The following is a 12,577-nucleotide window of genomic DNA, read 5'->3' as shown; positions in this document are numbered from 1 at the left end:
GAAAATCATCCGGCCAGCATGCTTTCGGCGTGGCGCAGGGTTTCCGGGGTAATCGTCACACCGCCCGACATGCGCGCAATCTCGCGGATGCGCTCATCGCGCGTCAGCGCCACGATGCGGCTGTGCGTGCGGTCCTCGGTGCTGAATTTCTCCACCCGCCAGTGGTGATGGCCCTTCGCCGCCACTTGCGGCTGGTGGGTGATGCAGAGGATCTGCGCCCGTTCGCCCAGGCTGCGCAGCAACTCGCCCACCACCTCGGCCGTGCCGCCGCTGATACCCACGTCCACTTCGTCAAAGACCAGCACCGGCACGGCGCTGTGCTGGGCCTGAATTACCTGCACCGCCAGCGCAAAGCGCGACAGCTCGCCGCCGGACACCACTTTCGCCAGCGGCTGCGGCGCTTGCCCCTTGTTGGCGCTGAACAGCAATTCCACATCGTCCAAGCCGTGCGCGGCGGGTTTGGCCAGCGTGATGAAGGCAAATTCGACCTGGGTGTCCGGCATGCCCAGATTACGCAGGTGCCCGGCAATACTGGGCGACAGTGAACCGGCCACCTGCTGCCGTTGCTCGCGCAAGGTTTGCGCCTGTGCCTGATACCGGGTGGCGGTGGTTTCGACGGCGGCTTGCAGGGCCTCCACATCCTGCGCTTCCTGACAGCGGCTGTGCTCAGCCTGCAGGCGTTCCTGCAAATCCGGCAGCTCGGCGGGCAGCACCTTGTGCTTGCGCGCCAGCCGGTGCGCTTCGGAAAGACGGCCTTCCAGCCATTGCAGCCGGGCCGGGTCCAGTTCCTGGTCTTCGAGGAAATGACGCAGTTCGCCCGCGCTTTCCTTCACTTCGATCAGCGCCGAGTCGAGGCTGGCGCAGAGGTTGGTCAGGGTGTCGTCGCGGTTGCGGTGCGGTTCCAGCGTCTTCATCGCCAGTTGCAGCGCGCGCAGCACCGGGCTTTCGCCCTCGCTGAGCAGGTCGAGCGCGGCGCGGCCGTCCTGCATCAGGCTTTCAAAGTTGGCGAGGCGGTCGTATTCCTGCTCCAGCGCCTCGTATTCGCCGGGCTTCAGGCCCAGCTTCTGCAATTCGTCGAGATGGGAATCCAGCAGTTCCAGCCGCGCCGCCTGCGCCGCCTGGTTGGCCTGACTGTCTGCCAGCGCGCGCGCGGCCTGCTGCCATTGCTGGTGGGTGAGGGAGACCTCGGCCGCCAGCGCGTGCAGGTCGCCGACATTGTCGATCAGCTGGCGGTGGCTGGCGCGTTGCAGCAGGCTTTGCGGCGCATGCTGGCCGTGGATGTGGATCAGCATTTCGCCCAGCGTGCGCAGCTCGCCCAGCGTTACCGGCGTACCGTTGATCCACGCCTTGGAGCGGCCTTCCTTGTGGATGACGCGGCGCAGGCTGCATTCCTCACCGTTGCTGAGGTCGCGTTCGGCCAGCCAGTCGCAGGCATCCTTCAGCCGGGAGACGTCGAAGAGGGCGGTCAGCTCGGCCTTATCCGCGCCGTGCCGCACCACTGCGCCGTCGGCTTTGTCGCCCAGGCACAGGCCCAGCGCGTCCAGCAGGATTGACTTGCCTGCGCCGGTCTCGCCGGTGATGACGGAGAACCCGGTCGGGATTTCCAGTTCCAGGTGTTCGACCAGGGTGAAATGACGGATGGAGAGCGAGCTGAGCATGGCGTTGGCGGACGGGTTGTTTTTGGTGTGGGCCGATAATAGCGCGTCGCCCGGCGGAGGCAAGCGCCGCCCGGCATTTCGGCGTCAGGGAATGACAAACACCGGCGCAAAGCCTCCTCCCGGCGTGCGGAAGTTGGTGGTTTGCCCCTGATACAGCCGAGCCGCCATCAGCTGGATACGCCCGCCGTAGGTATAGCAGCGCAGGTCGAATTTCAGGGCCTCCGGCTTGCCGTCGCGCAGGATCATCCGCTCCGATGGAGGAATGCGCGCCTGCGCCACATAGCCGCCCGCGAGGATTTCTTCCCAGACCCGTTTCGTCAGCTTGTCGCCGCGATAGGCGGCCTTGCCGCCGTAGCCTGCCACCGGCTTGAAGAACAGCTCGCGCCGGGCCTGCCAGAGAGCATCGGCGTTATCCGGCGTCACCAGCCGGGTGGCCGGGATACCGTCCGCCAGTTGCGCGATGTCCGCCGCCGTGATCCCGATGTTCTCTAACCAGTCCGCGTCGCCCAGCCGGACCAGATTGGCCTTGTGCGCGAACAGCGCGTGATGGCGTGGATTCGGGCTGAGCACCACATCATCCGCCAGCCAAACGGCGCGCAGGGCGGCGGAGGCGGGTTCCCGCAGGTCGAAGTCGGTGAGGCGGTTGTAGACCAGGTCGATGGCCGTTTCGCCCAGCCATAGCCCGCCTGCGGTGTGCCGCAGTTCGGCCGGGTCGGCGATGACCACCCGGTAGCCCCGGCTCTCCAGCAGACAGCGTGCCAGCAGGAATTCAGGGTACAGGTATTGGCTTTCGGGTGCGGTGTCGACAATCGCGATGGTGCGCAACGGTGTTTCGCCGCGTTCGCGCTGCCATTCCTCGGCGAACATGTCCACCAGCGCGTCCTGTAACGCGGCGTGGGAATCGGGGGAGGGCGTCAACGGATTCATCACCTCGCAACAGGCCTGTTGCGCCTTGCGCAGGATCAGGTTCAGCCACGCGCCGCCGGCATTGGTGTTGATCTCGATCAGCTTCGGGCCGCTGTCGCCCAGATGGAAGTCGTAGCCCATGAACATGCCCAGCGCGTTCGAGTGGCGCCGGGCGCTATCCGGCGCGGCGGCCAGCACCGCGTCGGCCCAGGAGGGATGCGCGATGACGGTCTCGATGGCGGTGATCAGACCTTGCATCCGCGCCTGCTGCGCGGCGGTCACGAAGACGGTGACATCGGCGAACAGGTGCGGGTGGGTGTCCAGCAATTGCCGGAACAGTGGACGGAATGCCGGGGCGCAGTCCAGCTCCTGCTGCAAGCGGTCGCGATTGACGCTGAGGCAGTAACAGTCGCGGTTCATCAGGTCGGCAAGGGACGGCAGGTTTTCGGAGGTCATGGGGAACCGTCGGGCAGGATCAGGTGTTTTCCAACAGTAGCGCAGAATGACTTGCGACCCAATCCCTTGAAACTTCCAAGGGCATCCCCATAACACCCCCATCTTCATTCAGACCATCCACATTGAGGTGCTGTCATGGCCGACCAACAAACTCCCGAGACTGAAAACCCTGCCGCCGACGAAGGCCATATCGAGATCATGGAAACCGATGTCGAGGTGCTGAGCGCCCGTGTCGCCGAGCTGGAGGCCCAGCTCAAGGACGCGCAGCTGCGCGCCCAGGCCGAGATCCGCAACATCCAGATGCGCGCCGAGCGCGAAGTCTCCAACGCCCACAAATTCGGCGTCGAGAAGTTCGCCGCCAGCCTGCTGGACGTGATCGACAACTTCGAGCGCGCGCTGGCCGCCGCTCCGCAGGATGACGCCACCAAGTCGTTGGTGGAGGGACTGCAACTGACCCACCGCGTCTTCCTGGATGCGCTGAAGAAGTTCCAGGTGGAACAGGTCGACCCCGCCGGCCAGCCGTTCAACGCCGAGCATCATCAGGCCGTGGCCACCCAGCCCGCCGGTAACGGAACAGCCGCGAACACCGTGGTCAACGTGTTCCAGAAGGGCTACACCCTGTCCGGCCGCCTGCTGCGTCCGGCGATGGTGGTGGTGGCGCAATAAATTGTCCTTGAAAAAGCTGAGGGCATCGCCATATCAGCTTCAAGCCAAACGCTAACGAAACACCGGTTCCCCCGCAGGGCGGGTTGAACCGCAGATTCAAACCAAATTCTTCGGAGACATGACATGGGCAAGATCATCGGTATCGACCTGGGCACCACCAACTCCTGCGTCGCCATTATGGAAGGCGATCAGGTCAAGGTTCTGGAAAACGCGGAAGGCGCGCGCACCACGCCGTCCATCGTTGCTTACACCGAAAATGAAATCCTGGTCGGCGCGGGCGCCAAGCGCCAGGCCGTCACCAACCCCAAGAACACGCTGTTCGCGGTGAAGCGCCTGATCGGCCGCAAGTTCAAGGACGACGTGGTGCAGAAGGACATCAGCATGGTGCCCTACGCCATTGTCGGCGCCGATAACGGCGACGCCTGGGTGGAAGCACGCGGCAACCGCATGGCCCCGCCGCAAATCTCGGCCGAAGTGCTGAAGAAGATGAAGAAGACCGCCGAAGACTACCTCGGCGAGCCGGTGACCGAAGCCGTGATCACCGTGCCGGCCTACTTCAACGACAGCCAGCGCCAGGCGACCAAGGACGCCGGCCGCATCGCCGGTCTGGACGTGAAGCGCATCATCAACGAACCGACGGCCGCCGCGCTGGCCTTCGGCATGGACAAGAAGGAAGGCGACCGCAAGATTGCCGTGTATGACCTCGGCGGCGGCACCTTCGACATCTCGATCATCGACATCGCCGACGTGGACGGCGAGCAGTCCTTTGAAGTGCTGGCCACCAATGGCGACACTTTCCTGGGCGGCGAAGACTTCGACATGCTGCTGATCGATTACCTGGCCGAAGAGTTCAAGAAGGAACAGAGCGTCAATCTGAAGGGTGATCCGCTGGCCATGCAGCGTCTGAAGGAAGCCGCTGAAAAGGCCAAGATCGAGCTGTCCTCGGCGCAACAGACCGAAGTGAACCTGCCGTACATCACGGCCGACGCCACCGGTCCGAAGCACCTGAATATCAAGGTGACCCGCGCCAAGCTGGAATCGCTGGTGGAAGGCCTGGTGGCCCGCACCATCGAGCCCTGCAAGATTGCACTGAAGGACGCCGGTCTGAGCGTGTCGCAAATCGGCGACGTGATCCTGGTCGGCGGCCAGACCCGCATGCCGCTGGTGCAGCAGAAGGTCAAGGAATTCTTCGGTAAGGAACCGCGCAAGGACGTGAACCCTGACGAAGCCGTGGCCGTGGGTGCAGCCATCCAGGGCGCCGTGCTGTCGGGCGACAAGAAGGACGTGCTGCTGCTGGACGTGACCCCGCTGACGCTGGGTATCGAAACCATGGGCGGCGTGATGACCGCGCTGATCGAGAAGAACACCACCATCCCGACCAAGAAGTCGCAGGTGTTCTCGACCGCCGACGACAACCAGACCGCCGTGACCATCCAGGTGTTCCAGGGCGAACGTCGTCAGGCGCAGCAGAACAAGCTGCTGGGCCGCTTCGACCTCAGCGACATTCCGCCGGCCCCGCGCGGCATGCCGCAGATCGAAGTCACCTTCGATATCGACGCCAACGGCATCCTGAACGTGTCCGCCAAGGACAAGGGCACCGGCAAGGCGCAAAGCATCGTCATCAAGGCCAACTCGGGTCTGTCCGAGGAAGAAATCCAGGCCATGGTGCGTGACGCCGAGGCCAACGCCGAGGAAGACAAGAAGTTCGCCGAGCTGGTGGAAGCGCGCAATCAGGCCGATGGCCTGGTGCACGCCACCCGCAAGACGCTGAAGGACGTGGGCGACAAGGCGACCGACGCCGAGAAGGAAGCCATCGAAGCCGCCGTCAAGGAACTGGAAGAAGCCATCAAGGGCAACGACAAGGCCGCCATCGACGCCAAATCCGAAGCCCTGAGCAACGCCTCCATGCCGCTGATGCAGAAACTCTACGCCGAGCAGCAGCAGGCGGGCGGCACCCAGCCGGGTCCGGGCCATGAAAAGGCCGACGACGGCGTGGTGGACGCGGAGTTTGAAGACGTCAGCGACAAGAAGTAAGAACGGGCCTTTACTCCCCCTGTGGAACAGGGGGAGTGGCCGAAGGCCGAGGGGGTAACGGCCGTGGACGAACAGGCCCATTTTTGAAGCCGTGTTCCGGATGCTGTCCGCAACCCCCCTGTCCCTCCGGGACATCCCCCCTACTGCGTAGGAGGGAAAGAATTCTGATAACGCCAACACCCGTTTGGCGTTTGTTGTTTCAGCGGAGACTGCCAGATGGCAAAACGTGACTTCTATGAAGTGCTGGGCGTCGCCAAGGACGCCAACGACGAGGACATCAAGAAGGCTTATCGCCGCCTGGCCATGAAGTTCCATCCGGACCGCAATCCGGATGACAAGCAGGCCGAGGAAAAGTTCAAGGAAGCCAACGAGGCTTACGAGATACTCTCCAATGCCGACAAGCGCGCGGCCTATGACCGTCACGGCCATGCCGGGGTCGATCCCAACATGGCTGGCGGCTTTGGCGGCGGCTTCGGCGGCGGTGGTGGGTTCTCCGATATTTTCGAGGCCTTCGGCGATATTTTCGGGGGCGGCGGACGCGGCGGCGGTGGTCGCCAGCGCGGTGGCGCCGACCTGCAATACACGCTGGAGCTGTCGCTGGAAGAGGCGGTGAAGGGCTGCAAGAAGCAGATCCGTTTCACCACCGCCGCGCCGTGCGATGTTTGCGACGGTTCCGGCGCCAAGAAGGGCTCGGGCAAGACTACCTGCCGCACCTGCGGCGGCGCCGGTCAGGTGCGCATGCAGCAGGGTTTCTTTACCGTGCAGCAGACCTGCCCCACCTGTAAGGGTCGCGGCCAGATCATCAAGGATCCCTGCGATGCCTGCCACGGTGAAGGCCGCAGCAACAAGCAGAAGACGCTGGAAGTAACCATTCCGGCCGGTGTCGATACCGGTGACAAGGTGCGGCTGGCGGGCGAGGGCGAAGCCGGAGCCAACGGCATGCCCGCAGGCAACCTGTATGTGCAGGTCGTGGTCAAGGATCACGCCATCTTCAAGCGCGATGGTGCCGACCTGTTCTGCGAAGTGCCGATCAGCTTTGTGGAAGCAACGCTGGGTGGCGAGATCGAAGTGCCGACGCTGGACGGCCGTGTCAAGCTGAAGATTCCCGAAGGCACGCAGACCGGCAAGCTGTTCCGCCTGCGCGGCAAGGGCATCAAGCCGGTGCGCGGTTACGAGCCGGGCGACATGCTCTGCCAGATCAAGGTGGAAACGCCGGTCAACCTGACCAGCCGCCAGAAGGAGTTGCTGCGTGAATTCCAGGAGTCGCTGGATGGCAACGAGAAGCACACGCCGAACAAGAAGTCCTTCCTGGACGGCCTGAAAGACCTGTTCTCCTGATGCACCCTGCGGGGCCGGACGCCCGTCCGGCCCCGATTTCCTCTTCCTGCCCGCTGTATCCGCTCAAAACCCGCCCCGCCGGGATCTTTCCCGCTTGCCTGCCCGCGCCAACACTGGCACGCTAACCACTTCACGGAATTCCTGCTGGAGAAAGGCATCATGACCACCCCCACCCGTATCGCCATTTGCGGCGCCGCCGGCCGGATGGGCCGCGCATTGATTCATGCGGTCAACAACCGTCCGGATGTCAAGCTCACCGCCGCCATCGAGCGTCCCGAGAGCTCCCTGATCGGTGCGGATGCCGGGGAAATGGCCGCTTTGGACCGTCTGGGCGTTTTCCTGAACGGGTCCCTGGCCAGCCAGATTGACCTGGTGGATGTCGCCATCGACTTTTCCACCCCGTCGGCCACTATCGCCGAAGTGGCGTTGTGCCGTCAGGAAGGGAAGGGCATCGTTATCGGCACCACCGGCCTCAACGAAGAGCAGAAGGAATACCTGGTCGAGGCCAGCCAGGACATTCCCATTGTCTATTCCGGCAATTACTCGGTGGGCGTCAACGTCTCGCTGAAGCTGCTGGAGCTGGCGGCCAAGGCCTTTGGCGATACCGTGGATATTGAAATCCTGGAAGCGCACCACCGCTACAAGGTCGACGCGCCTTCCGGCACGGCGCTGATGCTGGGCGAGGCGGTGGCCGGTGCCCTGGGGCGTAATCTGAAGGATGTGGCGGTTTATGAGCGTTTCGGTCATACCGGCCAGCGCGAACGCCAGTCCATCGGTTTCCAGACTATTCGCGGCGGCGACGTGGTAGGCGACCATACGGTGATGTTCATGGGCGAAGGCGAACGGGTGGAAATCCGGCATATCGCCACCAGCCGCATGAACTTTGCGAATGGGGCGGTGCGGGCGGCGGCCTGGATCGGCAGCCGCAATGCCGGGCTGTACGATATGCGTGATGTGCTGGGACTGCGCTGATTACCCCAAAAAAATCGGGGCGTCGGTGACAGCCGACGCCCCAGGGGTGACATGTTTCATCTTGTTGTGTGGTACGCCGCTATATTGCACAGTTGTGCAGATTTCAACTTGACTTGGTGCGCCATCCGTTTTGACCGTTTGCGCCAACTCCCTTATCCATTCTGACGTTCCGTACCAAGCTTTTGCCTGTTCATCCGGTATGCTGGCAGGGTCTATTGACTCTCTCCGGCGGCATTCCAACACTGTTGGCAACGACGTTAACGTTGACCCTGCGCCGACCTGATACGGTCTGAATAAGAATAAGGGGATATCCATGTTTGGGGGCCTGTTCATAACCGCATCCATGTTGGGGATGCTGCGTGATTTCATCGAGCGCAATCACATCCATGCGCCCGAATGCCTGAAAGCCATGGAAAAATATTCCCCGACCAGTCGCCTGGGCCTGGACGAGTGGTCGCAACTGCTGCAGCTGATTGCCCAGCGTTACCCGCAGCCGGGGCTGGGACTGGCCATCGGCGCGTGCGTGGCGCCGAAGCATGTGGGTATCCTGGGTTACATGGCGCTGTCGTGCAGTACGCTGGGCGAGGCGTTGCTGCGTTATGCGCGCTATCAGCGGCTGGTATATGACGGCAACCCCGGCAGCGTGGTGGCCGACGGCGACGCCATCGAGATCCGCTGGGGCATCGAGCGCGGCACACCCGGCCAGTTGGTGGATGAAACGGCCATATCCCTGTTCATCAGCTATGTGCGCTTCCTGGTGGAAGAGCCGATGAAGCCGATGCTGATTACCTTCGTCAATGCGCCGCCCGCCGATATCACGCCCTACACTGAATTCTTCGGCTGTCCGGTGCATTTCAATGACACGGTGACGCGGGTGCGATTCCCGCTGTCGCACATGACGCGCGAGCTGAAGCAGCGTGATCCGGCGCTGATGGATTTGCTGTCGCAGCAGGCCGAAGCCCTGTTGGTGGCGCTGCCCGCCGCCGATTCCTTTTATGATCGCCTGCGGTCATCGATCGTCCGCTGCATTCACGACGGCACGCCCGATCTGCCGTCGGTGGCGGGGCTGATGACGATGTCGACCCGTACATTGCAGCGGCGCTTGCAGGAAAAGGACCTGGAGTTCAACCTGGTGCTGGACAAGATCCGCAGCGAGCTGGCGCAGCGCTATCTCGCCGACAAGCACCTGTCCTTCACCGATATTGCCTTGTTGCTGGGTTATTCCGAGCAGAGCGCCTTCACCCGCGCCTTCAAGCGTTGGTTCGGCGTGACGCCGCGCGATTTCAAGCGGGGGATCGGGCGTTAGGCGTCCGGTTCGGCTTCGGCCTGGAGCGGGGAGCGCAGCAGATAGCCTTCCGCCGTCTTGACGAAGACCAGTTCGTTGCATTTCTTCTTCTTGGGTTTGCCGTCACGCGCCAGCGTGATGACCAGCTCGTCGCTGACATATTCTTCACTGGCGACCATGTCGTCGCCGCTGGTCAGCAGTTGCACCATGTCGAACAGTTCGGGGTGCTGATGCAGGACTTCCCGCAGGGATTTCTTCTTGCCCATGATCGTGCTTCACCGGTTAAAAATGGCAGCATCAAGGTAACATAGTTGCCTTGGGCCAAGGTTTCACTTTGATGACAAAGTGGGCGTCTGTCACCGCGCTGTCATCAAACCGTCAGAAAATGTCCTGTCCCCCGCCGGGATTCCAGACAGGAGCACGCCCCATGAATTCGCCGGCCCTCACGTATGGCTCCGACGCCTCCGGTGTCATTTGCGCCTACCGCTTTGATTCCTCGGGGCGTGTCCTCTCGCTGGACTCTGGTGAGGCCGAAGCCTGGCTGGCCGGAAATGCCGCTGATGCCGGCGGCGGATTTCTCTGGCTGCACGTCAACCTGAGCCATTCTTCCTGCGAAAAATGGCTGAAGCGCCATGCCGGGTTGTCATCGTTGTTTCATGAAACCCTGCATGAAGGCACCCGTTCCACCCGCATTGAATACGTCGATGACAGCCTGATCGCGGTGATCAACGACGTGCTGTTCGACTTCGCCTATGACGCCTCCGATATTTCAACGTTGTACCTGCACGTCGGCCCGCAACTGGTGGTCAGCGCCCGCAGCAAGCCGCTGCGCTCGGTGGACCGGTTGCGGGCGGCGGTAAAGCGCGGGCTGGTGCTGGAGTCGCCGGTGGACCTGCTGGTGCATCTGCTGCGGGATCAGGCGGATGTGTTGACCCAGATCGTGCGGGACATCGCCGACAAGGTGGACGGGGTGGAGGACCGGCTGCTGGCCAACCGTCCGGAGCGCAATCGCGCCAGCCTGGGCGCTTGGCGGCGGTTGCTGGTGCGTTTGCAACGCCTGATGGCCCCGGAGCCGGCGGCGCTGTTCCGGCTGTTGAACCGGCCGCCGGAATGGGTACCGGAGCGGGACCTGCTCGATTTGCGCCAATCCACGGAAGAATTCTCGACGGTGTTGCAGGAAACCGCGTCCTTGCAGGAACGGATCAAGCTGTTGCAGGAAGAGATCGCCAGCCAGGTCAACGAGCAGACCAACCGCAGCCTGTTCGTGCTGACGGTGGTGTCGGTGCTGGTGCTGCCGATCAACATCATTTCCGGTCTGTTCGGCATGAACGTTGGCGGCATTCCGTTGGCGGGCGCGGGCGACGGCTTCTGGGATGTCGTGGCGATTGTGGCGACCTTTACCTTGCTGGCGGCCTGGTTCGCCTTCCGCGAGCGGGACTGAACCGCCGCGCATTCGCTTTCCGGGCGGGGGGATGGTATCCTGCTGCCGCTTTTTCTTCTCTTGCTGCTTTTGCCCCGTGAAAGGCCGTCCGGCCTGCATGACGCTTTCCGCCCCGCCGGAAGTCTTGTGTCCTGTTCCCTCCCGAACTTTTTCCCGCCGCACGAGACGCCTCCGCGTGAGCGTTGCCATGCCCGGTTACCTGGTCAAATTCGAGGCGGTTTCCCTGAACGGGGCCGCCGACCTGCAAATCCGTTCCCTGCTGGATCACCAGCAATACGCCGACCCGCTGGGCGTGGCGGCGGCGATGGGCATTTCCCCCGCCAGCTGGTCATTGTTCGGCATGGTCTGGCCCTCGGCGCGGATGCTGGCCGGGCTGATGGAAAACTTTGAGCTGCAGGGCAAGCGCATCCTGGAAGTGGGTTGCGGCCTGGGGCTGGCCAGTCTGGTCTGCCAGCGTCGGGACATGGATATCACCGCCAGTGACTGCCATCCGCTGGCCGGGGACTTCCTGACGCAGAATGCCGGACTGAACGGCATGGGCCTGCCCAAATACCGGAACGGCAACTGGGAAACCGAGAATCCGGCGCTGGGGCGTTTTGACATCATCATCGGTAGCGACCTGTTGTATGAACGAGACCAGCCCGCGCGCTTGTCCGCCTTTATCGAGCGTCATGCCGAACAAGCCGTGCAAGTGCTGATTGTTGATCCCAATCGCGGTAACCGCCCCGGTTTCAGCCGCTGCATGACGGCGCTGGGCTACAGCTGTGAAGAGTCCAGCCTGGACGGTTTACAGGCCTGCGGCGAGGCCTACAAGGGCAAGCTGCTGCATTACACCCGTCACTGAGTCTCCTCCGGCCACGCGCTGACCACGTCCTGCATGACGCCGCGCAGCCAGCGGTTGGCGGGGTCGTGGTCGGCGGTGGCGTGCCAGTAGAGGTGGGCGTCCAGCGCCTGCGTCTGCAAGGGGAAGGGGTAAATGCGGTTGCCGAACTGCATGTTGGCGATACGGGCATACTGTTCCGGCATGGTCAGCAATAGGTCGGTGCGGCTGGCGACGCGGCTAGCGGCGAAATAATGCTGGCAGCGCAGTACGATGCGCCGCCGCCGTCCTTCCCGGTTCAGTTCAAAATCCTCCAGCCCCCAGCCCTTGCGCCGCGACGACACCAGCACGTGCGCCTGCGCCAGATAGGTGTCCAGATCCAGCGTCTCACCAATGCCCGGATGGTCCTGTCGCGCCACGACCACCAGCCGGTCGCGGGAAATCCGTTGCTGGCGGATGCTTTCACCCATCGCCAGCGGCACGTCCAGCGCCAGGTCCAGCGTGCCAGCGGCCAGTTCGCCTTCGACATCGCGGCGGTCGATGCGCACGCTGGCCAGTTCGATGCCGGGCGCCAGCGCCTGCAGGCGCGCCGCCAGCGGCGGCAGGGCGGTGGCCTCGAAGACGTCGCGCAGGCCGAGGTTGAAGGTGCGGCGGGCGCTGGCGGGGTCGAAGGCCGGTTCGTCGGCGACGCTGCGTTCCAGCAACTGCAAGGCTTCGCGCACCGGCCCGATCAGATTGCGGGTGTAGGGTGTCGGCTGCATCAGCGTGCCTTGGCGCACGAACAGCGGGTCGCCCAGCTGCTCGCGCAGGCGGCCGAGGGCATGGCTGACGGCGGGCTGGGTCAGGTGCAGCTTCTGGCTGGCGCGGGTGATGTTGCCTTCGCTATAGATGGCGTCGAGCACCAGCAGCAGATTGAGGTCAAGGCGATAAATATGCATATGGTTTATGATGTCGGTGAGGTTGTATAAGAAATATTATGGTCGGACAACCAGCCATGGCAA

General features: G+C 63.2%; 11 protein-coding genes. 7 read left to right on the top strand and 4 right to left on the bottom strand.

From position 1 onward, the window contains the following. Positions 1 to 5 precede the first annotated feature (5 nt). Complete coding sequence (recN, locus tag EV700_RS03330; protein WP_130410923.1) at positions 6 to 1,658, bottom strand: DNA repair protein RecN; 1,653 nt, start codon at positions 1,656 to 1,658, stop codon at positions 6 to 8. A gap of 84 nt (positions 1,659 to 1,742) precedes the next feature. Further along, positions 1,743 to 3,020, bottom strand: coding sequence for a hypothetical protein (locus EV700_RS03325; RefSeq protein ID WP_130410922.1), 1,278 nt, complete (start codon positions 3,018 to 3,020; stop codon positions 1,743 to 1,745). 135 nt (positions 3,021 to 3,155) lie between these two features. On the opposite strand from EV700_RS03325, the gene grpE reads away from it, so the two are divergent. The 5 genes from grpE (at position 3,156) to EV700_RS03300 (ending at position 9,336) form a co-directional block, all read left to right on the top strand. Then, positions 3,156 to 3,686, top strand: a complete 531-nt coding sequence (gene grpE, locus EV700_RS03320; protein WP_130410921.1) for a nucleotide exchange factor GrpE — start codon at positions 3,156 to 3,158, stop codon at positions 3,684 to 3,686. Between the two features lie 105 nt (positions 3,687 to 3,791). Beyond that, complete coding sequence (gene dnaK, locus EV700_RS03315; RefSeq protein ID WP_278044897.1) at positions 3,792 to 5,720, top strand: molecular chaperone DnaK; 1,929 nt, start codon at positions 3,792 to 3,794, stop codon at positions 5,718 to 5,720. Between the two features lie 216 nt (positions 5,721 to 5,936). After that, positions 5,937 to 7,058 (top strand): molecular chaperone DnaJ, encoded by a 1,122-nt coding sequence (dnaJ, locus tag EV700_RS03310; protein ID WP_130410919.1) that lies wholly within the window; start codon positions 5,937 to 5,939, stop codon positions 7,056 to 7,058. 159 nt (positions 7,059 to 7,217) lie between these two features. Then, positions 7,218 to 8,030: a 4-hydroxy-tetrahydrodipicolinate reductase gene (gene dapB, locus EV700_RS03305; RefSeq protein ID WP_130410918.1), complete on the top strand. Its 813-nt coding sequence runs from the start codon at positions 7,218 to 7,220 to the stop codon at positions 8,028 to 8,030. 313 nt (positions 8,031 to 8,343) lie between these two features. Beyond that, positions 8,344 to 9,336, top strand: a complete 993-nt coding sequence (locus tag EV700_RS03300) for an AraC family transcriptional regulator (RefSeq protein ID WP_130410917.1) — start codon at positions 8,344 to 8,346, stop codon at positions 9,334 to 9,336. Here the strand turns inward: EV700_RS03300 and EV700_RS03295 are convergent. Continuing rightward, a complete protein-coding gene (locus tag EV700_RS03295) occupies positions 9,333 to 9,581 on the bottom strand; it encodes a hypothetical protein (RefSeq protein ID WP_130410916.1) in 249 nt (82 codons plus the stop codon). The two genes, EV700_RS03300 and EV700_RS03295, sit on opposite strands and share 4 nt — an antisense overlap. 161 nt (positions 9,582 to 9,742) lie before the next feature. Between EV700_RS03295 and EV700_RS03290 the strand changes: the two genes are divergently transcribed. Both EV700_RS03290 and EV700_RS03285 read left to right on the top strand, forming a co-directional pair. Beyond that, entirely contained in the window at positions 9,743 to 10,756 is a 1,014-nt protein-coding gene (locus tag EV700_RS03290) for a transporter (protein ID WP_130410915.1), read from the top strand. 175 nt (positions 10,757 to 10,931) lie between these two features. Next, positions 10,932 to 11,600: a class I SAM-dependent methyltransferase gene (locus EV700_RS03285; protein ID WP_242610176.1), complete on the top strand. Its 669-nt coding sequence runs from the start codon at positions 10,932 to 10,934 to the stop codon at positions 11,598 to 11,600. Here EV700_RS03285 and EV700_RS03280 read toward each other — a convergent pair. After that, positions 11,594 to 12,514, bottom strand: a complete 921-nt coding sequence (locus EV700_RS03280) for a LysR family transcriptional regulator (protein WP_130410914.1) — start codon at positions 12,512 to 12,514, stop codon at positions 11,594 to 11,596. The two genes, EV700_RS03285 and EV700_RS03280, sit on opposite strands and share 7 nt — an antisense overlap. Positions 12,515 to 12,577 lie beyond the last annotated feature (63 nt).

Origin of the sequence: Fluviicoccus keumensis (genome assembly GCF_004217445.1) — a bacterium.
Classification (GTDB): Bacteria; Pseudomonadota; Gammaproteobacteria; order Pseudomonadales; family Moraxellaceae; genus Fluviicoccus; species Fluviicoccus keumensis.
The sequence above is the reverse complement of the archived record's forward strand: the minus strand, read 5'-3'. Positions and strand labels throughout refer to the sequence as shown.

What these genes read in the sequence shown, in the direction of transcription:
- EV700_RS03325 (WP_130410922.1), bottom strand. Translation starts at nt 3,020, where the DNA reads ATGACCTCCGAAAACCTGCCGTCCCTTGCCGACCTGATGAACCGCGAC.
- dapB (WP_130410918.1), top strand. Translation starts at nt 7,218, where the DNA reads ATGACCACCCCCACCCGTATCGCCATTTGCGGCGCCGCCGGCCGGATG.
- EV700_RS03280 (WP_130410914.1), bottom strand. Translation starts at nt 12,514, where the DNA reads ATGCATATTTATCGCCTTGACCTCAATCTGCTGCTGGTGCTCGACGCC.
- EV700_RS03295 (WP_130410916.1), bottom strand. Translation starts at nt 9,581, where the DNA reads ATGGGCAAGAAGAAATCCCTGCGGGAAGTCCTGCATCAGCACCCCGAA.
- EV700_RS03290 (WP_130410915.1), top strand. Translation starts at nt 9,743, where the DNA reads ATGAATTCGCCGGCCCTCACGTATGGCTCCGACGCCTCCGGTGTCATT.
- dnaJ (WP_130410919.1), top strand. Translation starts at nt 5,937, where the DNA reads ATGGCAAAACGTGACTTCTATGAAGTGCTGGGCGTCGCCAAGGACGCC.
- EV700_RS03300 (WP_130410917.1), top strand. Translation starts at nt 8,344, where the DNA reads ATGTTTGGGGGCCTGTTCATAACCGCATCCATGTTGGGGATGCTGCGT.
- recN (WP_130410923.1), bottom strand. Translation starts at nt 1,658, where the DNA reads ATGCTCAGCTCGCTCTCCATCCGTCATTTCACCCTGGTCGAACACCTG.
- grpE (WP_130410921.1), top strand. Translation starts at nt 3,156, where the DNA reads ATGGCCGACCAACAAACTCCCGAGACTGAAAACCCTGCCGCCGACGAA.